26 protein-coding genes are annotated in these 24,250 nt (G+C 66.3%); all 26 read left to right on the plus strand.

What is annotated here, in order from left to right; genetic code table 11:
- Positions 1–3 precede the first annotated feature (3 nt).
- The 26 genes from flgA to ACLNGM_RS12075 all read left to right on the plus strand — a co-directional run bounded on the left by flgA (position 4) and on the right by ACLNGM_RS12075 (position 24,180).
- Positions 4–480, plus strand: coding sequence for a flagellar basal body P-ring formation chaperone FlgA (gene flgA / locus ACLNGM_RS11950; protein ID WP_416355088.1), 477 nt, complete (start codon positions 4–6; stop codon positions 478–480).
- Positions 477–1,682 (plus strand): flagellar basal body P-ring protein FlgI, encoded by a 1,206-nt coding sequence (gene flgI, locus ACLNGM_RS11955; protein WP_090960498.1) that lies wholly within the window; start codon positions 477–479, stop codon positions 1,680–1,682. Before flgA ends, flgI begins: the two co-directional genes overlap by 4 nt.
- Entirely contained in the window at positions 1,682–2,281 is a 600-nt protein-coding gene (locus tag ACLNGM_RS11960) for a MotE family protein (protein ID WP_416355089.1), read from the plus strand. The genes flgI and ACLNGM_RS11960 overlap by 1 nt, the downstream gene beginning before the upstream one ends.
- Positions 2,278–2,988 (plus strand): flagellar basal body L-ring protein FlgH, encoded by a 711-nt coding sequence (flgH, locus tag ACLNGM_RS11965; RefSeq protein ID WP_055889544.1) that lies wholly within the window; start codon positions 2,278–2,280, stop codon positions 2,986–2,988. The genes ACLNGM_RS11960 and flgH overlap by 4 nt, the downstream gene beginning before the upstream one ends.
- 201 nt (positions 2,989–3,189) lie before the next feature.
- Entirely contained in the window at positions 3,190–3,729 is a 540-nt protein-coding gene (locus ACLNGM_RS11970; RefSeq protein WP_416355090.1) for a flagellar basal body-associated FliL family protein, read from the plus strand.
- On the plus strand, positions 3,726–4,505 hold the full coding sequence (gene fliP, locus ACLNGM_RS11975) for a flagellar type III secretion system pore protein FliP (protein ID WP_055889538.1): 780 nt from the start codon (positions 3,726–3,728) through the stop codon (positions 4,503–4,505). The genes ACLNGM_RS11970 and fliP overlap by 4 nt, the downstream gene beginning before the upstream one ends.
- 120 nt (positions 4,506–4,625) lie before the next feature.
- Positions 4,626–5,639: a flagellin gene (locus tag ACLNGM_RS11980; RefSeq protein WP_416355091.1), complete on the plus strand. Its 1,014-nt coding sequence runs from the start codon at positions 4,626–4,628 to the stop codon at positions 5,637–5,639.
- Positions 5,640–5,847: 208 nt separating this feature from the next.
- Complete coding sequence (fliF, locus tag ACLNGM_RS11985) at positions 5,848–7,554, plus strand: flagellar basal-body MS-ring/collar protein FliF (protein ID WP_416355092.1); 1,707 nt, start codon at positions 5,848–5,850, stop codon at positions 7,552–7,554.
- Positions 7,555–7,557: 3 nt separating this feature from the next.
- Positions 7,558–8,427 carry a hypothetical protein gene (locus ACLNGM_RS11990; protein WP_416355093.1) on the plus strand — a complete coding sequence of 290 codons (870 nt, stop codon included), beginning with the start codon at positions 7,558–7,560 and terminating at the stop codon, positions 8,425–8,427.
- Positions 8,424–9,548, plus strand: coding sequence for a flagellar motor protein MotB (locus tag ACLNGM_RS11995; protein ID WP_416355094.1), 1,125 nt, complete (start codon positions 8,424–8,426; stop codon positions 9,546–9,548). The genes ACLNGM_RS11990 and ACLNGM_RS11995 overlap by 4 nt, the downstream gene beginning before the upstream one ends.
- Positions 9,545–10,894, plus strand: a complete 1,350-nt coding sequence (locus ACLNGM_RS12000) for a hypothetical protein (protein WP_416355095.1) — start codon at positions 9,545–9,547, stop codon at positions 10,892–10,894. The genes ACLNGM_RS11995 and ACLNGM_RS12000 overlap by 4 nt, the downstream gene beginning before the upstream one ends.
- Positions 10,895–10,897: 3 nt before the next feature.
- Positions 10,898–12,328 (plus strand): flagellar hook-length control protein FliK, encoded by a 1,431-nt coding sequence (locus tag ACLNGM_RS12005; protein ID WP_416355096.1) that lies wholly within the window; start codon positions 10,898–10,900, stop codon positions 12,326–12,328.
- 314 nt (positions 12,329–12,642) lie between these two features.
- On the plus strand, positions 12,643–13,314 hold the full coding sequence (locus tag ACLNGM_RS12010) for a response regulator transcription factor (protein WP_090960468.1): 672 nt from the start codon (positions 12,643–12,645) through the stop codon (positions 13,312–13,314).
- Positions 13,315–13,494: 180 nt separating this feature from the next.
- On the plus strand, positions 13,495–14,811 hold the full coding sequence (locus ACLNGM_RS12015; RefSeq protein WP_090960465.1) for a flagellar hook protein FlgE: 1,317 nt from the start codon (positions 13,495–13,497) through the stop codon (positions 14,809–14,811).
- Between the two features lie 98 nt (positions 14,812–14,909).
- Entirely contained in the window at positions 14,910–16,703 is a 1,794-nt protein-coding gene (gene flgK / locus ACLNGM_RS12020) for a flagellar hook-associated protein FlgK (protein ID WP_416355097.1), read from the plus strand.
- A 15-nt stretch (positions 16,704–16,718) separates the two neighbouring features.
- Entirely contained in the window at positions 16,719–17,795 is a 1,077-nt protein-coding gene (locus ACLNGM_RS12025; protein ID WP_416355098.1) for a flagellar hook-associated family protein, read from the plus strand.
- A 62-nt stretch (positions 17,796–17,857) separates the two neighbouring features.
- Complete coding sequence (gene flaF, locus ACLNGM_RS12030) at positions 17,858–18,208, plus strand: flagellar biosynthesis regulator FlaF (RefSeq protein WP_090960458.1); 351 nt, start codon at positions 17,858–17,860, stop codon at positions 18,206–18,208.
- Positions 18,209–18,210: 2 nt separating this feature from the next.
- Positions 18,211–18,663, plus strand: a complete 453-nt coding sequence (flbT, locus tag ACLNGM_RS12035) for a flagellar biosynthesis repressor FlbT (protein WP_090960455.1) — start codon at positions 18,211–18,213, stop codon at positions 18,661–18,663.
- A gap of 2 nt (positions 18,664–18,665) precedes the next feature.
- The gene (gene flgD, locus ACLNGM_RS12040) at positions 18,666–19,085 is read left to right on the plus strand and encodes a flagellar hook assembly protein FlgD (RefSeq protein ID WP_416355099.1); all 420 of its coding nucleotides are present in this window, start codon (positions 18,666–18,668) and stop codon (positions 19,083–19,085) included.
- 1 nt (position 19,086) lies between these two features.
- Entirely contained in the window at positions 19,087–19,353 is a 267-nt protein-coding gene (fliQ, locus tag ACLNGM_RS12045) for a flagellar biosynthesis protein FliQ (RefSeq protein WP_090960449.1), read from the plus strand.
- A gap of 164 nt (positions 19,354–19,517) precedes the next feature.
- A complete protein-coding gene (flhA, locus tag ACLNGM_RS12050) occupies positions 19,518–21,614 on the plus strand; it encodes a flagellar biosynthesis protein FlhA (RefSeq protein WP_416355100.1) in 2,097 nt (698 codons plus the stop codon).
- Positions 21,611–22,366, plus strand: coding sequence for a flagellar biosynthetic protein FliR (locus ACLNGM_RS12055; protein ID WP_090960443.1), 756 nt, complete (start codon positions 21,611–21,613; stop codon positions 22,364–22,366). The genes flhA and ACLNGM_RS12055 overlap by 4 nt, the downstream gene beginning before the upstream one ends.
- Entirely contained in the window at positions 22,363–22,767 is a 405-nt protein-coding gene (locus ACLNGM_RS12060) for a hypothetical protein (RefSeq protein WP_416355101.1), read from the plus strand. The genes ACLNGM_RS12055 and ACLNGM_RS12060 overlap by 4 nt, the downstream gene beginning before the upstream one ends.
- 83 nt (positions 22,768–22,850) lie before the next feature.
- The gene (locus tag ACLNGM_RS12065) at positions 22,851–23,285 is read left to right on the plus strand and encodes a rod-binding protein (protein ID WP_416355102.1); all 435 of its coding nucleotides are present in this window, start codon (positions 22,851–22,853) and stop codon (positions 23,283–23,285) included.
- Between the two features lie 71 nt (positions 23,286–23,356).
- Positions 23,357–23,710, plus strand: coding sequence for a flagellar protein FlgN (locus ACLNGM_RS12070; protein ID WP_416355103.1), 354 nt, complete (start codon positions 23,357–23,359; stop codon positions 23,708–23,710).
- Positions 23,707–24,180, plus strand: a complete 474-nt coding sequence (locus tag ACLNGM_RS12075; protein WP_416355104.1) for a hypothetical protein — start codon at positions 23,707–23,709, stop codon at positions 24,178–24,180. Before ACLNGM_RS12070 ends, ACLNGM_RS12075 begins: the two co-directional genes overlap by 4 nt.
- The last annotated feature ends 70 nt before the right edge of the window (positions 24,181–24,250 follow it).

Here is a 24,250-nt window from a genome sequence, read left to right on the forward strand (position 1 = left end):
ATCATGACCCGCATCGTCCGCCTTGCAAGATACGTCCTGGCCGCCGCCGCGCTCGGCCTCGTCCCGGCCGCTGGCACGGCGGGCGCCGCGGATCTGAACCTGCCGGTTCCCACCGCCGTGGTCTATCCCGGACAGAGCGTCCTCGACCGCGGCGTCATCTCGGCGCGCTTCACCGTCCCCGGCAACCAGCTCTCGGCCTATGTGGTCGAGGAAGGCATGCTGAAGGACCGGATCGCGCGTCGCACGCTGCTGCCGAACCAGCCGATCCTCCTCAGCGACCTCAAGTCGCCGGATGCCGTCACGGTCGGACAGGTCGCGACCCTCATCTATCGCGAGGAGGGCCTCCTTATCACCGGCAAGGGCCTGCCGCTTCAGTCGGCGCAGGCGGGTCAGCCGGTGCGCGTGCGCAACGTCGACAGCGGCGTCCTGATCAGCGGCATCGCGTCCGAGGACGGCTCGATCGAGGTGTCGGCGCAATGAGAGCATCGCTTCGCACCGTCGTCCTCGGCGCCAGCCTCGCAGCCGTCCTCGTTCCGGCGAACGCGGCCGACTACGGCGTCGCGGACTACGGTTATGCGCAGGCCGGCATCGGCGCGCACGAGAACTTCCAGACGATCGTCCCGCGTGCCCGCCAGTCCGGCGGCGTGCGCATCAAGGACGTCACCACGATCAAGGGCGTGCGCGACAACCAGCTCGTCGGCTACGGTCTGGTCATCGGCCTGCAGGGCTCGGGCGACTCCTTGCGCAACTCGCCCTTCACCGAGCAGTCGCTCCAGTCGATGCTCGACCGCATGGGCGTCAACGTGCGCGGCGCCAACCCGCGCACGCGCAATGTCGCGGCCGTGATCGTCACCGCCGACCTGCCGGCCTTCGCCGGCATCGGCTCCCGCATCGACGTCTCAGTGTCCTCGCTCGGCGACGCCTCGTCGCTGATGGGCGGCACGCTCGTGATGACGCCGCTCTACGGCCCGGATGGTGAGATCTACGCCGTGGGGCAGGGGGCGCTCGCGGTCAGCGGCTTCTCGTCCGAGGGCACCAACGAGAGCCTGACGCAGGGCACGCCGACGACCGGTCGCATCGCCGGCGGCGCGCTGATCGAGCGCGAGGTTCCGCGCGCGACGGTGGATACGCCCAACATCACCATGGAACTGCGCAACCCGGACTACCGCACCGCGATCCGCGTCGTCGATGCGATCAACTCGTTCGCGGTGCGCTCCTACGGCAAGCCCGTGGCGCGCGAGCAGGATTTCCGCACGATCTCGCTGACGCGCCCGGCCAAGATGTCGTCCACCCGCTTCATCGCGGATGTCGGCGACCTGATGATCGAGCCGGACACCGCCGCGCGGGTCGTGATCGACGAGCGCACCGGCACGGTCGTCATCGGCAAGGATGTCCAGATCTCGACGGTCGCGGTCACGCATGGCAGCCTGACCGTGCGCATCACCGACATTCCCAATGTCTCGCAGCCCGCACCCTTCAGCGAAGGGCAGACCGTGGTCACGGCGGATACGACGGTGAACGCCGAGCAGGGCGGCGGAAATCTCGCGATCGTGCAGGGCGCCAATCTCGACAGCGTGGTGCGCGGGCTGAACCGCCTCGGCCTCAAGCCGACCGGCATCATCGCCATTCTTCAGGCTATCAAGACGGCCGGCGCCATGCAGGCCGAGATCGTGGTGCAGTGATGACCTCGTTCCGCTCCCATCGTGCGGCCCTTGGGCTCGGCCTGATGCTCGCGCTTGTGACCGCAGACGCGGCTTTCGCCGAAGGCGCGTCGACGCCGCCGCCGGCCATGCCGACGACGCCCGCCAAGGTGCGCGTCATCGGCGCCGACGGCAAGGAAATGTTGACGCCGGAAGCGCCGATGACCGACACGGACCGTTTCTGCTCCAACATCGCCAATCCCGCGCTCGACGCACGCAACGCCATGCAGCTGGCCGAGATCCGCCAGGCGGAGGGCGAGATTTCCTCCAAGATCGACGAGCTGGAGGCCAAGCGCGCCGAGGTCGAGAAGTGGCTCGGTGAGCGCCGTGACTTCATCAACTCGACGTCCGACATCGTGATCGGCATCTATTCCGGCATGAAGCCGGATGCGGCGGCCGCCCAGATGGCAGCGCTTGACCGCCCGATCGCCGCCTCGCTCCTGACGCGCCTCAAGCCGCGGCAGGCCAGCGCGATCCTCGCCGAGATGCCTGCGCCGATCGCGTCCGAACTCGCGGCGCTGATCGTCAAGAAGACCGACCGCGCCTCCGCCGAGGCCGGTGCGAAGGACCAGTCCCTGTGAGAGCCATTGCCCCCCTCCTGGCCGTCGGCCTCCTTGCCGGTTGTTCCACCACGCGCGAGGATGCGTTCCGCGAGCCGCTGCTGACGCCCGTCGGAAGCGGACTCTACCAGAACGCCCCGATCGTCCAGCCGGCGCCCGGCCCCGGACCGAACGAGCTGCCGCGCAACGTCAACTCGCTGTGGACCGGCCGAAACGCCGATCTCTTCCGCGACACGCGCGCGCTGAACGTCGGCGACATCGTGACGGTGAAGATCCAGATCGACGACAAGGCGACGCTCGACAACAACACCAAGCGTTCGCGCGATTCCGGCGTCAGCGTCGGGGCCGACCTCAAGGGCTCGATCGGCTCCTACGGGTTGCCGACCGTCGGCACCACGCTTGGCCTCAAGAACGGCACCAAGGCGACCGGCAAGGGAACCGTGGACCGCAAGGAAGAGATCGACGTGTCCGTCGCGGCCGTGGTGACGCAGGTCCTGCCGAACGGCAACCTCTACATCGCCGGCCAGCAGGAGGTGCGCGTCAACTTCGAGGTGCGCGTCCTGTCGATCGCCGGCATCATCCGGCCGGGCGACATCCTGCCCAACAACACGATCCATTACGAGAAGATCGCGGAAGCCCGCATCTCCTACGGCGGCCGCGGCCGCCTGACGGAAGTGCAGCAGCCGGGCTGGGGTCAGCAGGTCCTCGACAACGTCCTGCCCTACTGACGAGGGCCCACTTCGCACCGTTCCGACGCCGCCCTCGGCTGCAGCCCCGCTGCCGCCGTGGGCGTTCGTCGTTCTGATGCGCGCGGCAAGGCTCGCGACAGGGCAATTCCTTAACACTTCCTTGCCGGGCGGCGGTTCCCGGCGGGACGATCCCGCCCACACCGCGCCCGGCTGCCCCATTCCATGCCGCCGGAGCGCCGAATGACCGAGCTCAGCCCTGAAGCCCTAGGCATGATGCCGGACGGCTTTGCACCGCCCAAGAAGAGCAACAAGGCGCAGACGATCGGCGCCCTTCTTGGCCTGACGGTGATCGCGCTGGCGGGCGGCGGTGCCCTCGGCTTCCTCCTGAAGAAGGATCCGCCGGTGGTCGCAGCGCCGTCGGCCGAGGCCCCGGCGGCGGCCGCCGCCGCCGCTCCGTCGCTCGCCTCGGTTCCGGCCGGCACGAAGGAGATCGTCCAGCCGCTCGAGCCGATCCTCACCGATCTCGCCTCGCCCCCGGGCACCCAGGTCCGGCTCGAGGCCGGGCTGCTCCTGTCGCTCTCGGAGGACGAGAGCGTCGATCAGACGGTGCTGGCCTCCCAGATCCAGGCCGATACGCTGGTCTTCCTGCGCACGCTGGAACTTGCCCAGATCGAGGGCGCCCGCGGTCTTCTGCACCTCAAGGAAGACCTTCTCGAGCGCGCCAAGCTGCGCTCGACAGCGGTCAAGGACGTCGTCGTCCGCTCGTTGATCGTCAAGTGAAGCGGCTTCTCCTCCTCCTAGCGCTCCTCGTCGCCAGCGCTGCCCCGGCTCTGGCGCAGGATGCGGTCGCGGAAGCGGCGAGCGGGCTCGCCTCGCTGATCCCCGCAGGCGACACCGCCGTCTCCGGCCGGATCGTCCAGCTGTTCGGCATCGTCACCGTCCTTTCGGTGGCGCCGGGTCTCCTCGTGATGGTCACGGCCTTCACCCGCGTCGTGATCGCGCTTTCGATCCTGCGCACGGGTCTCGGGCTCCAGACGACGCCGGCCAACCTGATCCTGATCTCGCTGTCTCTCTTCATCACCTTCTTCGTGATGATGCCGACCTTCGACCAGTCATGGCGCGACGGCCTGCAACCGCTGATGAAGGGACAGATCACGGAAGAAGAGGCGCTGCCGCGCATCGCCGAGCCCTTCCGAGAGTTCATGCTCGATCAGGTGCGGGAAGAAGATCTTGCCCTCTTCAACAACATCAACGAGGCCTCGATCCGCGATCGTCTCCCGGTGGTGGAGCAGGGCTCGGGCGAAGGGCAGGTCGTCGACTTCCGCATCCTCGTCCCGGCCTTCATGATCTCGGAACTTCGCCGCGGCTTCGAGATCGGTTTCCTGATCGTCCTGCCGTTCCTGGTGATCGACCTGATCGTCGCGACACTGACCATGTCGATGGGCATGATGATGCTACCTCCAACGATCATCTCGCTGCCCTTCAAGATCCTGTTCTTCGTCCTGATCGACGGCTGGAACATGCTGACGGGCAGCCTCGTGCGCTCCTTCATGTAGCGACGCTCGCACGCAAGGCCCCTTCCAAAAGGCCCTCGGACCTACCGGTCCGGGGGCCTTCTGCGTTGCACGCTGGACGCCTGGCGGCATTTCAGAGGCTTAGCCGAAAATGTATCCAATTTGAATCGAAACCGCGCCGACCCCGAAGTTGATTTTCATCTATACTTTAGGTCCATAGGTCCGAATGCCCGATATGATTCAATTTTAGCGATCCAATACAGCAGGTATTCCGAGTTCCCCGGTAGTTTTGTCTTCGAAGCAAAGAGCAACGGCTCAAACAAAAGCTTCAAGATAAACGGGGAAAAGACAATGGTTGCTATCAGCACGACGAATAACGGTGTCGCCATGGCCGCTCTGCGCCGCGTGAACGCCGATCTCACCACGACCCAGAACCGCATCGCGACGGGCCTGCGTGTCGGCTCTGCGAAGGACGACGCCGGGATTTGGGCGACCGCCACGAAGATCCGCTCCGACATCTCGGCGTCCGAGTCGGTCAAGTCGAACCTCAGCACCGCCAAGGCCCAGGTCGATGCCGCCTCCGCCGCACTCGACGAGATCAGCGCGCTGGTTGATGAGGTCGCCAAGATCACCGCTTCTGTCGCAGCAGCTGGCGGCACGGCAACGACAAGCCAAGTCAATCAGGTCGTTGCCTTCCAGACCCAGATCACCGCCTTGATGGGCAGTTCGACGGTCAACGGCAAGAACCTTCTCGGCGCTGCGGGCGCACCAAACAACCTTTCCGTTGCGACCGGCGTTTCGGACGGGGCGCTTGTCGGAACCGTCGCCTACACTGCTGGTCTTCCGACCGCTGGCGCCGGCATGACCGAACTGATGGCCGTTACTGATGCAGCCAGCTTGGCGGCTTTCACGTCGACGGACGCTGCGACGGCGCAAAGTGAGATTGCAGCCATCGCGACCAAGCTTGGTGCCGTGTCGAAGGGGCTCGACAGCGCGATGAGCTTCAACGACCGGATGGCCGACGTCCGCAACAACGCCCTCGGTGGTCTGGTGGACGCCGATCTCGAGCGTGAAACCGCCAAGATGCAGGCGCTTCAAGTTCGCCAGCAGCTCGCCTACCAGGCCATCTCGATGAGCAACAACTCGGCCCAGAACATCCTCATGCTCTTCCGCTAAGCCTTAGGCGACGCATCGCGTCTCCCCGTCGCGCCACTTGCCGACGGCTTAGCAAGCGACCCTCCGGCGCTCCCCGTGCCGGAGGGTTTTCGATTCCGGATCGTACCTCGAGTCCTTCATCCTTCATCATTCGGTAAGGTCATCACGTCCGCGCAAGCTTGTGCCCCCAGAGTGACGCCATCACTTCCCGCATTCCGCAGGCGAACGCATGGCGATGGTCGCTCGGGCCGAGGCCCAAAAACTCCTGTCCAACCTTCAGGCGCTGGGCGGCCGCAAGCTGGGTGCGCTGGCGTTGATCGGCGTCGTCGCCATCGCGCTCGTCAGCCTCGCCGCCTTCTACCTGTCCAAGCCGACGATGGAGTCCCTGTATTCGGGCCTCGACCGGCAGGACGTCACGCGCATCGGCGCGGCGCTCACCGAGGCGGGCATTCCGTTCGACGTGAACGCGGCCGGCGACACGGTGATGACCAACTTCTCGCAGACCGCGAACGCCCGCATGCTGCTCGCGGAAAAGGGCCTGCCGCGGTCGGAGAACGCGGGATACGAGCTCTTCGATTCCATGGGCTCGATGGGTCTTACCACCTTCATGCAAGAGGTAACGCGCGTCCGCGCTCTTGAGGGCGAACTCGCCCGCACGATCCAGACCTTGAAGGACGTGCGCGCTGCGCGCGTCCACATCGTCCTGCCCGAGCCGGGCTCGTTCCGCCGCGAGAGCCAGAAGCCGTCGGCCAGCGTCGTGATCCGCACCGACAACACCGAGGACTTTGCCAACGCGCAGGCGATCCGCCACCTCGTGTCCTCCGCCATTCCCGGCATGCAGGTCGACCAGGTGACGGTGCTGAACACCGACGGCACGCTGCTTGCCTCCGGTGACGACGCCTCCAACGCCACCTCGACCAAGCAACTCGGCATGGAGGGTATCGTCTCCTCCTCGATCCAGGACTCGATCCGCCGCACGCTCGCCCCGTATCTTGGCGTCGGCAATTTCCAGTCCAGCGTTATCGCCCGCCTCGATACCGACCGGCGCCAGATCTCCTCGCGCAAGTTCGACCCGGACGGCCGCGTCGAGCGCTCGACGCGCACGGTGCGCGAGACCGGCCAGTCGACCGACCAGGCCGCCGACGCCAATGCGGCGACCGCCGCGCAGAACGTGCCCCAGGCCGCCCCGCAGCCCGCCGCCAACGGCACCTCCTCGTCGGAGGCCAAGGAGCGCCGAGAAGAGCTGACCAACTACGAGATCAACGAGACCACCACGCAGACCGTCTCCGACGGCTACGACGTGCGCCGCCTGTCGATCGCCGTCGTCGTCAACCGTGCCCGGCTCGCTGCCACGCTCGGCGAGAACCCGACGCAGGAGCAGATCGACGCCGCGCTCGCCGAGGTGAAGACCCTCGTCGCCTCGGCGGCCGGGATCACCGACAGCCGCGGCGACCAGCTCGAAGTGACCGCTGTCGACTTCGTCTCCAATGGCCAGGACCTCCAGCCCGTGCCTTCGCTCGGCTACGGCGAGATGCTGCTGAAGCAGTCCGGCACGATGGTCAACGCGCTCACCATCCTCGTGGTCGCCGTGCTCGTCATCTGGTTCGGCCTGAAGCCCGCCATCCGCGCGATCTCGGCCCCGGCCGCCAACGACAACGTCGACGACGCCATGCTGACGGGCGACGGGCCGATCGAACTGCAGAACCCGATGCTCGACAACGATCTCGGCCCGCTCAACACGCCTCCCGGCTTCGGCGCCGACCTCGTGGCCTCGCTGGGCTACGGCGAGCCGCCCGCAAACGACGACCTGTTCGACGAACTCACCCGCAACCGTGCCAACTCGCCGAAGGTCCGCCTCGAGAAGCTCGTCGATTTCGACGAAGCCCAAGCGGCGGCCATCCTCAAGCAGTGGATTCACCAGAAAGAGGCGGCCTAAGCCATGATCCCTCTCGCGCAATTCCTGTCGGACGAAAACGAAGACGAGTTCGTGCCGCTGCGGGCCCAGGCGCCGCGCCGGCCTCCGGTCGCCGCTCCCCGCGCCTTCGAGGCTGGCCTGCCGCGGGTCTCCTCGCAGGCCGCGCCGGCGGCGCGCGCGGCGGCTAAGCCTGCCGCTCCCATGCCCGCCATGCGCCCGACGGCGATGCCGGCCAAGGCCCTGCAGGCGGCGGGCGTCGCGCCCGTCCAGCCGCGTCCCGCGGCCGAGCCGCGCGTGCCGCTGCGTGAGGTCGAGGCGGAGCGCCGGGCCTGGGCAAGGGAGCGTGAAACGCTTCTGCGAGCCCATGAGATCGCGTTGGCCCAGGCCCACCAGGACGGTGCCGCCGAAGCTGGCGAGGCGGTGCGCCAGGATCTGGAGCGCGCGTCCGCCGAACGCATCGAGGCCCTTCGCCAGACGCTGGCAGCCGACCACGAGGGGGTGCTCGCCGAGGCGCGCCGGCAGTGGGTCGAGACCGAAGGCGACCGGCTCGCCGATCTCGTCATCCTGCAGATGGCGGTGTTCGAGGATGCGTTGAAGACGACGCTAAGCTCGCTCCTGCGGCCCCTCGTGCTCGACGCGCGAAAGCGCATGACGGTGGACGAGCTGGCGGGCGCGGTGAAGACCATCGCCTTCGACGGCACCACGGTGAAGATCGCGGCATCCGGCCCGAGCGATCTTCTGCATTCGCTGGAGGACAAGCTCGGCGATCACGCCCGCCATGTCTCCTTCGATCCTGACGAGACCTATGCCGACGTTCGCATCGACGCCAATCAGACCGTGATCGAGACCCGTCTCGCCGCGTGGCTGAAGGCCGTCGAGGAGGCGCTTTCGTGAGTGCACTCGATACCGAGCGGCACGAGATCATCATCGTCCGTCGCAGCGGCGAGGGCGAGGACGGGCACCATGGTGGCGCCTGGAAGATCGCCTTCGCCGACTTCATGACGGCGATGATGGCCTTCTTCCTCGTGATGTGGCTGACCAGCGTGTCGGACGAGGCGACGAAGAGCCAGATCGCCCAGTACTTCAACCCGATCGAGCTGAACGACCCGCTGCCGCCGACGGACGGTGTGGCGCGCGACCCGTCGGCCCCGGCGCAGACGCCCGGTCCCGCCGCGGAGGACAGCAAGACGCCCGGCACCCCCGGCGGCAAGCCCGTCGGCGGCGACGCCAAGGGCGGCGAGGATCAGGCGATCTTCCGCGATCCGTATGCGGTGCTGGCCGAGATCGTCGCCGAGAACGAGGCGATGGGCGACACCGGAAAGGCGGTCGGCAAGCCCGACGGCACTGGGCTTCCGGGCCTCAACGGTGGCGACGCCTACCGCGATCCGTTCGACCCAACGTCCTGGCAGCTGACGCCGAACGCCGTCGCCGGCAAGGAGGTCGAGGTGACTGCCGACGATTTCGCGACGGTCGCCGTCGAGCCGCCGAAGCCCGCGCCGCCGCCGGTCGAGGTTGCTGCCGCACCCGCCGCGCCGGCAACGCCCGAGCAGAGCGATGCGGCCGAGTTGCAGAAGGAGATCGACGCCAGCGTGCCGGGAACGGAAGTCGCCGACGTCCAGGTGAAGAGCGGCGATGCGGGATCGGGCACGGTCACGATCTCGCTCGCCGACACGCTCGACACCGGCATGTTCCAGATCGGTTCGGCCCGGCCCACGGCCGACGCGATCCGGCTGATGGAAAAGATCGCGGCGATCCTCAAGGACCGTCCGGGCGACATCGTCATCCGCGGCCATACGGACGCACGGCCCTATTCGGGCAACGGCCAGATCGACAACTGGCGCCTGTCCACCGACCGCGCCCACATGGCCTACTACATGCTTCGCCGCGGTGGCCTCGACGACAAGCGGGTGGAGGCGATCGAAGGCGTCGCCGACCGTCAGCCGAGCAATGCTTCCGATCCCGAGGCCGCCAGCAACCGGCGCATCGAGATCCTCTTGAAAGAACCCAAGGCGTGAAGAACTCTCTGCGGCTCCTGCTCGGCTCGTTGCTGATCGGTGCGTCCATGCTGCCCGCGCGCGGCATGGAGGCACCCGCCGTGCCCGAAGCCGCGGGACAGGCCGAGCCGGCCGCGGCAGAGGCAACGGCCGCCGCGTCTGCCGACCCGGCGCCCGCGCCGACCGCCGAAGCGGGTGCCGGAGGAGAGGCTACGGGCGCGGCCCATGACGCCTCACCGGAAGCGCCGCCGGAACTGACCGGCGGTCGCGACACGCACTGGACCGAAACGCGCACGCCGATGCCCTTCGACGTCATGCGATCGGTGCAGTTCCTGCAGGATCAGGTGGCGCGGGGCAACGTGCGCGCGATCCGCGTGCAGGCTCTGCTCCTGCGCCGCTTCGCCCGCACCTTCGTCGAAGCCGCGCCTGAGGTCTGGAACGATCCGCGCAACACCCGCGCCATCGTGCTCTTCACCTTCAGCGGCGGGACGCCCGACGTCATCGCGACGCTGCTCGACCAAGGACGCCTGCCGGAGGCCGAGCGTCCCCTGTTCGACGGAGCGCTGGCCTATGTGCGGAACGATCTGAAGACGGCGGCGACGAAGCTCGAGTCGATTTCGATCGACGATCTGGAGCCCGTGCTGGCCGCGCAGGTCAGTCTCGCGCTGGGTCAGATCCACCAGATCGACCATCCCGACAAGGCGATCGAGGATCTGGCCAACGCCCGGCTGCTCGCGCCCGGCACGCTGATCGAGGAGGCGGCGCTGCGTCTTGGTGCGCCGCTTGCGGACGATGCCGGTGCGCACGACGACGCCGACCGGATGGCGCGGCGCTACTTCGACACTTATCACGACTCCAGCTATGCGGCGAATTTCGAGACCCGCTACGTCGCCCTCGTGGTCGGCCGTGCCATGGCCGATCCGCAGGCGGCGCTCGTCGCCATGGACGGCGTCGTCGCGGGGCTCCCAACCGCCCGGCAGCAGCGGCTCTATCTCGCGGCCGCCCGCCGTTCGCTCGTGGCGGGCAACCTCCATTTCGCGTCGCAGTCCGCCGACCAGGCGATCGCCCTCGACGGCTTGGAGCCCGGCGACGCAGCCCGTGCCAGCCTCTATCGGACGGCCTCCGCGCTCGGCGCCGACGACCAGACCGCTTCGAGAAAGGCTTTAGACGGCATCGACCGAAGCCTCCTGCATGTCGAGGACCAGAAGATCCTCGATGCCGCCTATTCCGTCTTGGACTCCATGGCCAAGCCGGCGCTGATGACAGAGGTGAGCAATCCCGCTCCGCCGGAACCGGACACCTCGTCGGTTCTGACACGGGCGCGGGCCGCGCTCGACGCCGCCTCCAAGGAAATGAAGAAGCCGTAATCCATGAAGATCGATCTCTCCCTCGCGCCGCTCGACAAGGACGGACCGGCCCGCGCTTCCGCCAATCCGGAGGCCGATCGCGGCGTGCTCGGCGATGCGTTCGGGAGGGCGGTGCGCGACGCCGAGGGCAAGCGTTCCGCCAATTCCAACGACCGAACGTCGAAGGCCGACGCCGAGAAGCCGGAGCCGGCCGCGAACGACGCGGCGCTGGTGGATCCTGAGGACGCGGACGATGCGGCCTCCGAAGACAAGCACGATGTGAAGGCCGACCAGCTCCAGGCTCTCCTCGGCTCGCTCGCGGCCGTCACCAATGCCAAGGCCGCGGCGAAGCTTGCGAAGCAGGTCGCCAAGGAGCACGCCAAGGCCGATGGCGAGACCAAGCTGTCGCTCGAACGCGCGGGGCAGAAGGTCGCGATCGCCGAAGAGGCGCAAGGCAAGACCAAGGGCGGAATGAAGCTCGACGTCTTGCGCATGGAAACGCATTTCGAGCCGCACCAGGACGGCATGGTTCTGGTGGAGGGCAAGGCAGGTGCAAAGGACGAGGCGACCCCCGTCGTGGACGCCAAGTCCAAGGGCGCCGCGCCCGGCGCGCTGTCCGCAGCCCTCGCCGACATCGCCAAGGGACGCGTCGGCGACGGCAAGTCGGCGGCGGGCGATGTTGCCAAGGGTGTGGCCGACGACGGTGCCAGCCCGCCGATGCGGTTCGACGAGGCACTCGCGCGACTCGGACGCGGCGCGTCCGATGGTTCGGGCCGCGAGGCAGGACGCGACGGCTCGGCCGCTGCGAAGTCGGCCCTCAGCGAATTGGCGGACCGTCGAAGCGCGGCCAGAAGCGCGGACGCGGCATCGGGCACCGTCTCGATCGCGTCGCCGCTCCCGTCCTCGTCGCCCTACAACCTGGCCGGGCAGGTGGCCGGACCGATCATGGAGGCGCTCGGCGATCCTGCCAAGGCGCCGGCCCAGTCCGCGCCCGCCAGCTCGGACGCCCATCTCCGCATGCGGGCCGGCGGCGGCGCGCTCAAGACGCTGACGATCCAGCTCCATCCCGAGCACCTCGGCACCGTGGACGTGTCGATGCGGCTGAACGAGGGACGGCTGACGCTGGAACTTGCCGCCAGCCGGAGCGACACGGCCTCGATGCTGCTCGACGATCAAGCGTCCCTGCGCAAGCTTCTCGAGCATGCCGGCTTCTCGCTCGACGACGCTGCGATCTCGGTTATCACGCGGGACAACGGGCAGTTGCGCACCGCGGACGCCAGCGGAACGAATTCGCAGCCGAACGACCAGGGCGGTCGTCCGGCGGGGGAGGGGCGCTCCGACGCCCGCGGCCAGTCCAGCGGATCGGACGAGCAGGCGAGCCGACGCCGTCCCACCCAGCAGGGCCGCGACGACGGCTCTCCGGCCAAGTCTCAGGCCGGATCGACCTATCTCTGAGCAATCGGACAGGGGATGCCGTCGGCCATCAGGTCTTCGGCATCCCTTCTCTTTTCGTAACCCGAGGTTGCGACACCCGATCGAGCGCAAAACGGTTGCAAGACTCGCGATAGCTTGCACGGATAGATTGAAAATCAACGGTCCGTGATTTATCTCGAATGTGAATGGTTCCGAACAAGCGTCTGTCAACAAATGGTAAATCGACGCTGACTGTTACGAACCATTAACCCTATAGTGATTTTTGGGGATGGCCCGATTCGCGGTGGGTTGGTTATTTGTTTCCTAACGAAACGCAAGTCACGCGGCGGGGACAAATGATCGTAGTTGTGGACAATCGCGAGCTGGTCACGAACGGCTACAAGTCCCTCTTCGGGACGGAAGGGGTCTCCTCCGCCGGTTTCGGCGTCGACGAATTCCGCGACTGGGTCGAGTCCGCGTCCGACAACGACCTGTCGGCCGTCGAAGCCTTCCTGCTCGGCGACTTCCCCGAGCGCGGCGCCTTCACCCGCCTCGTCCGCAGCCGCTCCACCGCCCCGATGATCGCCCTGGCCGAAGCCAAGGCCCTGACCTCCACGCTCGACCTCTTCGCGGCCGGCATCGACGACGTCGTCGCCAAGCCCGTGCACGTCAAGGAAATCCTGGCCCGTGTCGGCGCCATCCGCCGCCGCGAGGTGACGATCGACCGCGCCAAGACCACGGTCGACGAGATCTGCGTCTTCGCCGACGGTCGCGACGCCGAAGTCGCCGGCCAGCCGATGGTGCTGCCGCGCCGCGAGCGCCGCATCCTCGAGTATCTGGTCGCCAACAAGGGTCGCCGCGTCTCGAAGCAGCAGCTGTTCAGTGCGATCTACGGGATCTTCGACGAGAACGTCGAGGAGAACGTCATCGAAAGCCACATCTCCAAGCTGCGCAAGAAGCTCAAGATGCGTCTCGGTTATGATCCGGTCTCGTCGAAGCGTTACCTCGGTTATGGTATCGGCGTCTGAAGCAACTCGCTTCGTAAAGTAGACGAACGACTTTGAGGGCCCGGCACGAAAGTGCCGGGCCCTTCGATTTATGAAGATATGGTTAATGATATGTTATTTAAATTCTATGTGACAGCAGCTTCGCGCAAGCCATTCCCACTAGTGTGAATGCAATCTGAGGTAACGGATAAGGGTGGCAGTATGAGCATCGGCGGCCTAATGCGCACGAGCGTCTCCGGCATGAACGCGCAGGCGACGCGCCTCAGCGCGGTGTCGGAGAACATCGCGAACGCCAACACCAACGGCTACAAGCAGACCACCACCGAGTTCACCTCGCAGATGCTGGCCAACGGCAAGGGCCAGTACAACTCGGGAGCGGTGGAGGCCAACGTGCGCACGCTGATCAGCGAGCAGGGCGGCCTCAGCTACACCGCCAACTCCGTCAATTCGAAGAAGCTCGACCTTGCGATCTCCGGCCAGGGCTTCCTGGTCGTCGACGACGGCAACGGCGGCAACGTCCTGACGCGCGCCGGCTCCTTCATGCAGCAGCCGGACGGCACGCTGGTCAACGCCGCCGGCTACGCGCTGAAGGGCTACCCGGTCGGTGCGACGGGCACCGACTTCGTCCTCAACGGCTTCGCCGGGCTCAAGCCCGTGAACCTCAACGCCGGCCTCCTCAGCGCCAGCCCGAGCACCAAGGGCATCCTCACGATCCCGCTGAACAAGGACTTCACGGAGCAGACCGGCGATCTGCCATCTGCGAACACCGACAAGACGCCCGACCCGAAGAAGACGGTCTCGAACTCGCTGGTGGTCTACACCAACTCCGGCGAGGCGGTGAAGCTCGACATTTATTATACAAAGACGAGCGACGCCAATAACGAGTGGGAGGTTACGGTCTTCGACAGCCGCGGTGCCAGCAAGACCGGCACCAACCGCCCATTCCCCTACGATGACGGCCCGCTGAAGACGGCGACGCTCGCGTTCGACGCCACGAAGAACTACTCGCTGGCGTCGATCGACGGCACCGCGACCGGAATCCTCGACATCGACCTCTCCAGCATCGGCGGTGTCGCGGCCTTCAATCTGGACATCGGCAATACGACCCAGTTCACCGGCGACAACCAGCCGCTGGAAGCCAAGGTCGACGGCAACCCCGCCGAGGTGATCGATAAGGTCAACGTCGGCAAGGACGGCACGGTGCTCGCGACCTTCACGTCCGGCGCCACCCGCGAGCTATACAAGATCCCGCTCGCCAAGGTCGCCGCGCCCGACAACATGACCGTCCTGTCCGGCAACGCCTTTGCGCCGAGCCTCGAATCCGGCAGCGTCCTGATGGGCTTCGGCGGATCTGACGGCTTCGGCGACCTGATCTCCGGTGCGCTCGAGAACTCCACCGTCGACATGGCCTCCGAGCTCACCACCATGATCGAGAGCCAGCGGTCCTACACCGCCAACTCCAAGGTCTTCCAGACCGGTTCGGAAATCATGGACGTGCTGGTGAACCTGAAGCGCTGACGGCGTCGGTTCCCAACCTTTCCTGACAGCAATGCGCGTCGCAGGACTGCGGCGCGCCGCCGGACCGATCGTCCTTCGTACCCTACCGGATTGCTCCCATGTCGCTCTCTGCCGCGTTGAACACTGCCAAGTCGTCGCTGGCCGCGTCGCAGCTTCAGACGCAGATCGTCTCGAGCAACATCGCCAATGTGAACACGGCGGGTGCCACCCGCAAGATCGCGAACGTGGTGACGGGCGCTGGCGGTGGGGTCACCGTTTCCTCGATCTCGCAGGCCTCCAACTCGGTCCTCTTCCGCAACATGCTGGACGCGACCTCGAAGCTGCAGGTCGCCGTCACTCAGTCCGACGCCTACTCGCGGATCAATGAAATCCTCGGCGACACCGCGGCCAAGGAGTCGCCGCAGGCCCGCATCGCCGCCTTGAACGACGCGCTTTCGACGCTGGCCAACACGCCGGGCAATTTCGATCTCGCCCGCAACGCCGTGCAGGCCGCTCAGGACGTCGTCACCACCATCCGCACCCATGCCGCGACCGTCGACACGATCCGTCGCGACGCGGACGACGGATTGGTGGCAGCGGCTGCCGACATGCAGCAGATCCTGGCCGAACTCGAAACGGTCAACCGCCAGATCGTGCAGGGCACGAACAAGGGCCAGGACATCACCGACCAATCCGACCAGCGCGATCGGCTCGTCACGCAGCTGTCCCAGTATGTCGGCGTCAGCGTCCAACTGCGCGGCAGCAACGACATGGTGATCTACACCGACTCCGGCGTGACGCTCCTCGAGAACACGGCGCGTAGCGTTTCCTACCAGTCGACGAATTCCCTTGCGCCGGGCGCCGAGGGCAACAGCTTCTACATCGACGGCGTCGCCGTGACCGGCGAAAAGTCGTACATGCCCGTGAAGACCGGCAAGATCGCCGGGCTGACTGAAGTCCGCGACGAGATCGCCAACACCTACGGCGCGCAGCTGGACGAACTGGCCCGCGGCCTCGTGTCCGCCTTCTCCGAGTTCGATCCGTCGGGCACGGGCGTCGCCAAGACCGGCCTCTTCACCTCGACCGTCGACATGTCCACGACCACCGGGCCCGTTTCGGCCGGCGCGTTGACGACGCCTGGCGCCTTTGCGGCCGACAAGGACGTGTCCTTCACGGTCACCTACGAAGGCACGACCTACCAGGCTTCCGGAACGCTGACCGCCGCGGATCTCGCCAGCGAGGCAGCCTTCGCCAGCCGCCTTCAGTCGCTTGTCGCGGGCGCCAAGACCACGACGGGAGCGACGCTCGGCGCCGGACGCATCTCCGTCACCAGCACGGGCACCGCGCTGTCGATGTCGGCAACCGGCGTCGGCGATAGCATCGGGTTCGCAATCTCCGGGCTTTCCGCCAACATGACGGCGGCCGGCGTCACCGCCGGGACCGGCACGCCTGATCCCGAGCCGGTCTATCGTGGCCTCAGCTCGAACCTGACGATTGCCGCCGGCCTTGGCGCCGATCCGACGCTGGTGCGCGACGGCGTGAACTACCAGTACAACCCGGGCTCGCCGACGAAGCTCGGCGGCTTCAGCGATCGCATCGTGGCGCTCGGCAAGGCCCTGGATACGGCCCGCTCCTTCTCCAGCGACGCGGGTGCCAATCCGAAGGCGACGCTGGCCGGTTACGCAGCTTCCTCGATCGGCTGGGTGCAGCAGTCGCGGACCGCCGCCAGCAATTCCGCGACGTCGATGGCGACGCTTGTCAACAAGACCAACGAGACGCTGTCCAGCGAGACCGGCATCAATCTCGATGTCGAGCTGACCCGCCTGATCGAACTCGAACGCTCCTATCAGGCGTCGGCCAAGATCATCTCCACCGTGGACCAGATGTTGGCCCAGCTTCTCCAATCCATCTGACGGATCGCGTAAGTCATGAGCATTTCCTCGCTGTCCTTCAACGCCGCCACCCGAGCGACGATCCTGCGTCTCCAGTCCGAGCTGAAGGACGCGACGACGGAGTTGAGTTCGGGGCGCCACGCCGATATCGGCATGACCCTCGGTCGGCTGACGGGGGATGCGGTCCAGTACCATTCGCAGGAGACCAGCATCGTGAAGATGCTGGAGTCGAACAATCTCGTCACCAGCCGCCTCGAGCTGATGGACGACACGCTCGACGATCTGCGCAGTTCGGCGGAATCCGTCTCGTCGAACCTGATGACGGTGGTGGCGAACGGGGCGAACGCCGATGCGGTTGCGGGTTCGATGATCGCGGCCAAGGGCGCTCTCGGCTCGCTGATCGGCTCGCTCAACGTCAACATTACGGGCCAGTACCTGTTCGCCGGCGCGCAGACCGACCAGCTGCCGATGACCGACGCCAGCAACGTCGTCGCGACGCAGTTCCAGGCCTTTCTGGCCGCCGCCGGCAAGACGCCCGAGACCGTGACGAAGGACGAGCTCACCCGGTACTTCTCGAAAGACGGTTTCACTGCCACCGGCGGCCAGATCTACCGGTTCGACGACATGTTCGCCGACAACCTGCCTCCGACCGCACCGCTCCAGCCAAGCTGGAACGACTGGTCGACCGCGTCCGACACGCCCGTCGTGTCGCGCATCTCGAAGACCGAGACGATCGAGTCGTCGCTCAGCACCAGCGACAGCGCGATCCGCAAGATCACGGCGGCCTATGCCCTGATCGGCAGCGTCGGCCTCGACAAGATGGGCGCCGATGCCCGCACGGCAGTCGCCTCGGCCGCCTACGAGAGGGTCGGCGACGGCATGAAGGGCCTGACAGCCCTGCAGACGCAGATCGGCGGGCGCCTCAACCGCGTCGAGATCGCCAACACCGCGCTGAACACCCAGAAGGCGCTGGTCCAGAATGCGATCGACCGTCTGGAAGGTGTCGATACCGCCGAGGCGGGCCTCCGGGTGTCGGCCCTGGAGACGCAATTGCAGGCTTCGTTCACGGTGACCGGGCGCCTGAAGAACCTCAGCCTTCTGAACTATCTCTGACCCCTTCGAACGGCCGGCATGATCGCCAGGCAGCCGCGAACCAGCCTCACGGGATACGAAGCATGTACCAGTTCTCCTATGCGGAAGTCAGTTCGGAGAGTTCCGCGACGGCTCGCGACCGCGAGCGTGAGGCGCTTGACCGTACCGTGGCCGCCCTTCAGCGCGCCCAGGCCGCCGGCCCGAAGTCGCGCGAAGCCGTCGAGGCGATCTACCTGACGCGCAGCCTCTGGAGCGTGCTCGTCGAGGATCTTGCCAACCCCGAGAATGCGCTTCCGGAGGAACTCCGCGCCGCGCTGATCTCGATCGGTCTCTGGATCATGCGCGAGGCCGAGGCCATCCGTCTTGGACGCAGCGACGACTTCTCCGCGATGATCGAGATCACCGCGATGATCCGCGACGGTCTCGGAGAGTAACGATGTCCACACTTCGGATCACGCTGCGTGCCGGAGAACGGATCTTCGTCAACGGCGCGGTGATGCGCGTCGATCGCAAGACGCATCTGGAATTCATGAACGACGTGACGTTCCTGCTGGAAAGCCACGTCATGCAGGCCGACGACGCGACGACGCCCCTTCGCCAGCTCTACTTCGTCATTCAGCTGATGCTGATCGACCCGGCCGGCGCCGCCGAGGCGCGGGCGCTCTTCGACCGCACCTATCCCTCGCTGCTTGCCGCCTTCTCGTCCGCCGAGATTCGCTCGGGCATCCAGGATGTCGTCGATCTCGTCCACCGCGAGCGCAACTTCGAAGGACTGAAGCGGCTCCGCTCGTTGCTGCCGCTAGAGGACCTCGTCATGCAGGGTGAAGGCGTCGTGATGCCAGAGATCAAGCCGATCGCCCGTCCGGTCGTCGCCATGGGAGCCCGATAGTCATGTCCACCGTCTCCAACGTCTCTACGAACGCCGCGACCACGGCCGCAGCGACGAAGTCCTCCGGCAGCGTCTCGAGCGAGATGAAGACCGGGCTCGACTACGACGCCTTCCTGAAGCTTCTCGTCGCCCAGATGAAGAACCAGGATCCGACGAACCCGACCGATCCGACCCAGCAGATGAGCCAGCTCGCCTCGTTCTCGAACGTCGAGCAGTCGATCAAGCTCAACCAGAAGCTCGAGGCGATGACGACGCTCTCGACGCTGACGCAGGCGAACAACCTGATCGGGCGCACCGTTACCACCGGCGACGGGTCGGTCAGCGGCGTCGTGAAGTCGATCCAGGTCGCCAGCGACGGTGCGGTCGCCACGCTCGCCGACGGCAAGCTCGTACTCCTCGAAGCCGGCATCAAGGTCGAGTAGCATGAACGAGGCCGACGCCATCGACATCGTCCAGTCCGCGATCTGGACCGTGGTCGCCGCCTGCGGGCCCGCCGTCGGCGGCGCAATGCTGGTCGGCATCGTGATCGCGCTGTTCCAGGCACTGACGCAGATCCAGGAGGTCACGCTGACCTTCGTTCCGAAGATCCTCGCGATCTTCGTCATCATCGCCTTCACGGCCTCTTTTACAGGCGCGCAGGTCTACGCCTTCACGCAGGAAACCTTCTCGCGGATCGAGCACGGGTTCTGACGACCTCAGTTGCGCAAAGCATAGAAAAGGCCCGGACCGCACGCGGTTCGGGCCTTTTCGTTTCGGGCCCTGCGCCAGCCCGGCTCCAGATCGAAATGGCAAGAAAGCGTTAACGATCCCGCTGTCCGTGCCGCGCGCCGGCCAGCCGTCCAGGACCGATGCGCATGGCCGTCGACACCCTCAAGATTCCCTCATCAGCGCTGCCGCCGCGCGCCAGCATGCGCGACATCGGCTTTGCGCTCGGCATCGTCGCGATCCTCGCGGTGCTGTTCGTTCCGATCCCGTCCTTCCTGATCGACATCGGTCTCGTGGTCTCGATCGCGCTGTCGATCCTGATCCTGATGGTAGCGCTCTGGATCGAGAAGCCGCTCGACTTCTCGGCCTTTCCGACGGTGCTGCTGCTGGCGACCATGCTGCGCCTGTCACTGAACATCGCAACGACGCGTGTCATCCTCAGCCACGGCGACGAAGGCCACAACGCGGCCGGCTACGTCATCGGCGGCTTCTCGCAGTTCGTGATGGGCGGCGACTTCGTCATTGGCATCGTCGTCTTCATCATCCTGATCACCGTCAACTTCCTCGTCATCACCAAGGGTGCGACGCGTATCGCGGAAGTCGGTGCGCGCTTCACCCTCGACGCCATTCCCGGCAAGCAGATGGCGATCGACGCCGACCTTTCGGCCGGCCTCATCGACGAGAAGCAGGCGCAGACCCGTCGCCGCGAACTGGAAGAGGAAAGCTCGTTCTTCGGCTCGATGGACGGTGCCTCGAAGTTCGTGCGCGGCGACGCCATCGCCGGTCTCATCATCACGGCCGTCAACATCTTCGGTGGCATCATCATCGGCGTCACGCGCCACGGCATGGACGCCGCGCATGCCGCCGACGTCTTCGTGAAGCTGTCGGTCGGCGACGGTCTCGTCACGCAGATCCCTGCGCTCGTCGTCTCGCTCGCCGCCGGCCTTCTGGTCTCGAAGGGCGGTACGCGCGGCGCGGCCGAGAGCGCCATCATGATGCAGCTCGGGCACTACCCGCGCGCGCTGATGGTGGCCGCCGCGCTGCTCTTCGTGCTGTCGCTGCTGCCGGGCCTGCCCTTCATGCCCTTCGCCATCGTCTCCGTGCTTCTGGGCACGATCGCCTATGTCATCCCGCGTCGCCGGGCGACGGAAGCGGAGAAGGTGCAGGTCGCCAAGCGCGAGCAGGAGGCTCAGGCCGTGGAGGCCGAACGCCAGTCGGTCAAGGAGTCGCTGCGCATCATCGAGGTCGAGTTGGTGCTCGGCAAGCAGGTGGCCGCGCACCTGTCCTTCTCGCGCGACGAGCTGGCCAACCGCGTCGGCAAGATGCGCCGCCGCTTCGCCTCGCGCTACGGCTTCGTGATCCCCGAGATCAAGCTGTCGGACGACCTGTCGATCGGCGGTAAGGCTTATGCGATCAAGGTGCATGGCACCACGGTCGCGACGCAGGAGGTGCGCCTCGGCGACCTTCTCATCGTGCTTGGCGACGCGCCCGCGCCCGACATGCCGCACGACCTGACGAAGGAGCCGGCCTTCGGCCTTCGCGCCGCGTGGATTTCGGAAACCTTCGCCTCGTCCGCCCGCCGCGCCGGTTTCGAACCGGTCGACACGCTGTCGATCATCCTGACGCACCTGTCGGAGGTGATGCGCAACAACCTTGCGCACCTCCTGTCCTACAAGGACATGCGTTCGCTGCTCGACCGGCTGGAGCCGGAGTACAAGCGGCTCATCGAGGAGATCGTGCCGACGCACATGAGCTATTCCGGCCTTCAGGCCGTCCTGAAGCTCCTCCTTGCCGAGCGCGTCTCGATCCGCAACCTCACGCTGATCCTCGAGGCCATCGCCGAGATCGCGCCGCATGTCCGTCGATCGGAAAAGATCGTCGAGCACGTGCGCACGCGCATGGCGCAGCAGATCTGCGGCGATCTCCTTCACAACGGGCAGCTCGGCGTCCTGCGCCTCGGCAACCGCTGGGATCTTGCCTTCCATCAGGCGCTCAAGCGCGACGCCAAGGGCGACGTCATCGAGTTCGATATCGATCCGCGCCTCGTCGAACAGTTCGCGACGGAAGCCTCCAAGGTGATCCGCGAGAAGACCGACCAGGGCGAGAACTTCGTCCTCGTCGCCTCGCCCGATGCGCGCCCCTACGTGCGGATGATGATCGAGCGGATTTTCGTCAACCTGCCGGTGCTGTCGCATCTCGAGATTGCGCGTGGCGTCGACATCAAGGCGCTCGGGTCGATCGCGTGACGCCGGACGTCGAGGTCCTCGTTCTTTCGGCCTTTCTGGTGTTCTGCCGGATCGGCTCGTGCCTGATGGTCCTGCCGGGCTTCTCGTCCATGCGCATCCCGGCGCAGATTCGCCTGTTCGTGGCGGTGGCGATCGCCTTCGCGGTCGCGCCGCGGCTTTTGCCCGACATTATGCCGCTGGTGCGCGGCGCGTCCGACGACATGCGCATCGCGATGATGTTCGGCGAACTCCTGAACGGGCTGCTGATCGGCCTTCTCGGCCGCGTCTTCATGATCGCGCTGCAGTTCTCCGGCAGCGTCATCGCCAACGCGATCGGCATGGGCCAGACCCTCGGCGTGCCGATCGAGGGGCACGAGGCGGACCCCGCATTGGTCTCGCTGATCACGCTGACGGCGACCGTCCTCATCTTCTCACTCAACCTGCATGCCGAGATCGTGCAGGCACTTCTGGCGTCTTACCGCGCGATGCCGGTCGAGCTTGGCTTCTCGATCCGCTCGGGGCTGGCCTCACTCGTCGACAATCTCGACGAGACCTTTCACCTCTGCCTGCGGATCGCCAGCCCCTTCGTCGTCTATGCCGTGATCGTCAACTTCGCGATCGGCCTTGCCAACAAGATGACGCCGCAGATCCCGGTCTACTTCATCTCGCTGCCCTTCGTTCTGGCCGGCGGCCTCGTTCTTCTCGGCTTCTCGATCGGCGACTACCTGACGCTGTTCATCGAGGGCTTCCGCAACTGGGTGCTGAACGGATGAGCGGACAAAGCCGGGCAGCGCGTCTCGCGCGCGTGCGGGACGTTCAGGAGAAGATGCGCCAGCTGGAGGAATGGCGGCTCGGCGAACTGGTGCGCGAGGAAGCGCGCCTTCGCGAGACCGAGCGCGAGCTCCTCGAGACCTTGGGCTCCCAGTCGCTGATGCAGGGTCTGTTTCTGGAAGGAAAGGCCGCGGCGCTCCGGCGGAACGACGTCGTGCTGCGCGAGACGCAGGCGAGGGAGGCCGTCGCGCGCGAGAAGGTTCAGAAGGCGCAGGCGACCGAGAAGCGCCTGGAGCGCGCCGCCGATAAAGCCGAGGCGACCGAGCGCGCCGCCACGGAGCGCTCCGAACTCCTGCTGGCTCTAGAAGACCATCTCGCCGCACGGGCCGCAAGTTTCGAATAAGTGGACTGGTCTACGAATCGTGTCAGCCGATCGCGGCACCGAACGAGGTGTCGCGGTGCGATCGAACTCCGGGATTGTCCTCCATGACCGTTTCAGCTCTCGCGGGCCCGCTGCCGGCCTTGCGCGCGGACCAGTCCGCGCCGTCGGCCGCGACCCGCAAGGTCGATGCCGGATCGCAGACGCAAGCCTTCGAGGCGGCCATGCAGGCCGCGCCCGTTTCCGCCGACGCGACCCTGGACGAGGTGAACTTCCACCACCAGAGCTCGCGCAGCGCCGAGATGAAGCCGTTGCAGAAGTTCGAGGCGTTCGTGCTGCGCAGCTTCGTCGAAAGCATGCTGCCGTCGAAGAACACCGCGTTCTTCGGCACGGGCACCGCCGGCAACATCTGGCGTTCGATGCTGGCCGAGCGGATCGGCGACGAGATGGCGAAGGCCGGCGGGGTCGGCATCGCCAAGATGCTCGAGAAGGACGGTCGGGACGGGGCCGACGCCCCCGGCGTCGCCAAGACGAAGGCCTGACGAACCGGGGGTTGGGAGCCCCCGGCAACGAAACACAAGCGGCTCGTCCGCATCTGAAAAGGGTTGAGGCATTGGAAGCGGTTCTGACACAGGCGATCAACAGGCTCGAAGCTGTCATCGCCGGGGAGATGATGGCGCTGCAGGCCGGCGACCACACGGGGCTGGGGGACATCAGCCACCGCAAGAACCAGAGCCTTCTTGAACTGACCCGCATCTCGCGGGGCATCGAGCCGGAGAGCGTCAGCGACGGCTTGCGCACGCGTCTCACCGTCCTGCGCGAGCGCCTCAACGACAACAGCCGTCTCCTCGAGCTTCACATGGAAGCCACGGCCGAGGTGGCCGGTCTCATCACGCGCGCGATCGCCGAAGCCGAGTCCGACGGCACCTATGTCGCGCCCCAGAACGGCGGCAGGCGGAACGGATGATCAAGATCCTCGGCATCGGCATCTGGGTGTGTCTGGTCACATTGGGGACGGGCTATGCCGTCGCCAACATGGCGGCCGGCGCTGCGCCGGAGGCGCCGCCGCCCGCTAACTACTTCGAAGGTCTCGACTACAAGAAGACCGACACGATCGCCGTGCCGATCATCGCCGAGAACGCCATCCAGGGCTATGTCCTGGCCCGCTTCGTCTACACGATCGACGGCAAGACGGCGGCGGCGCTTGCCGTGCCGCCCGAGCCCATCATCCTGGATCAGGCGTTCAAGTCGGTCTATTCGGTCACGAGCTTCGACTTCCGCAACCCGGAGCGCTACGACCTACCGGCCTTGCTGGCGGAGCTGAAGGACAACGTCAACACCAAATACGGCAAGCCGGTGGTGGAAGACGTGATGATCGACCAGTTCGACTTCCTCCCCAAGAACCAGCTCGGCGGTGAGGTCCTGAAGACCAAGTAGACGAGCCGCTCTTTACGAACGGTTCATCATGGCGCGCGAGAATGGTGCGAATGTCCCGCGCCGGCATGGG

The organism is Aureimonas phyllosphaerae, from assembly GCF_047943035.1.
In the GTDB taxonomy this organism is placed as follows: domain Bacteria; phylum Pseudomonadota; class Alphaproteobacteria; order Rhizobiales; family Rhizobiaceae; genus Aureimonas; species Aureimonas phyllosphaerae.

Excerpts from the sequence above, each read along its gene's own strand:
- flgA (WP_416355088.1), top strand. The coding sequence starts at position 4 with ATGACCCGCATCGTCCGCCTTGCAAGATACGTCCTGGCCGCCGCCGCG.
- flgI (WP_090960498.1), top strand. The coding sequence starts at position 477 with ATGAGAGCATCGCTTCGCACCGTCGTCCTCGGCGCCAGCCTCGCAGCC.
- ACLNGM_RS11960 (WP_416355089.1), top strand. The coding sequence starts at position 1,682 with ATGACCTCGTTCCGCTCCCATCGTGCGGCCCTTGGGCTCGGCCTGATG.
- ACLNGM_RS11970 (WP_416355090.1), top strand. The coding sequence starts at position 3,190 with ATGACCGAGCTCAGCCCTGAAGCCCTAGGCATGATGCCGGACGGCTTT.
- fliF (WP_416355092.1), top strand. The coding sequence starts at position 5,848 with ATGGCGATGGTCGCTCGGGCCGAGGCCCAAAAACTCCTGTCCAACCTT.
- ACLNGM_RS11990 (WP_416355093.1), top strand. The coding sequence starts at position 7,558 with ATGATCCCTCTCGCGCAATTCCTGTCGGACGAAAACGAAGACGAGTTC.
- ACLNGM_RS12005 (WP_416355096.1), top strand. The coding sequence starts at position 10,898 with ATGAAGATCGATCTCTCCCTCGCGCCGCTCGACAAGGACGGACCGGCC.
- ACLNGM_RS12010 (WP_090960468.1), top strand. The coding sequence starts at position 12,643 with ATGATCGTAGTTGTGGACAATCGCGAGCTGGTCACGAACGGCTACAAG.
- ACLNGM_RS12015 (WP_090960465.1), top strand. The coding sequence starts at position 13,495 with ATGAGCATCGGCGGCCTAATGCGCACGAGCGTCTCCGGCATGAACGCG.
- flgK (WP_416355097.1), top strand. The coding sequence starts at position 14,910 with ATGTCGCTCTCTGCCGCGTTGAACACTGCCAAGTCGTCGCTGGCCGCG.
- ACLNGM_RS12025 (WP_416355098.1), top strand. The coding sequence starts at position 16,719 with ATGAGCATTTCCTCGCTGTCCTTCAACGCCGCCACCCGAGCGACGATC.
- flaF (WP_090960458.1), top strand. The coding sequence starts at position 17,858 with ATGTACCAGTTCTCCTATGCGGAAGTCAGTTCGGAGAGTTCCGCGACG.
- flbT (WP_090960455.1), top strand. The coding sequence starts at position 18,211 with ATGTCCACACTTCGGATCACGCTGCGTGCCGGAGAACGGATCTTCGTC.
- flgD (WP_416355099.1), top strand. The coding sequence starts at position 18,666 with ATGTCCACCGTCTCCAACGTCTCTACGAACGCCGCGACCACGGCCGCA.
- fliQ (WP_090960449.1), top strand. The coding sequence starts at position 19,087 with ATGAACGAGGCCGACGCCATCGACATCGTCCAGTCCGCGATCTGGACC.
- flhA (WP_416355100.1), top strand. The coding sequence starts at position 19,518 with ATGGCCGTCGACACCCTCAAGATTCCCTCATCAGCGCTGCCGCCGCGC.
- ACLNGM_RS12060 (WP_416355101.1), top strand. The coding sequence starts at position 22,363 with ATGAGCGGACAAAGCCGGGCAGCGCGTCTCGCGCGCGTGCGGGACGTT.
- ACLNGM_RS12065 (WP_416355102.1), top strand. The coding sequence starts at position 22,851 with ATGACCGTTTCAGCTCTCGCGGGCCCGCTGCCGGCCTTGCGCGCGGAC.
- ACLNGM_RS12075 (WP_416355104.1), top strand. The coding sequence starts at position 23,707 with ATGATCAAGATCCTCGGCATCGGCATCTGGGTGTGTCTGGTCACATTG.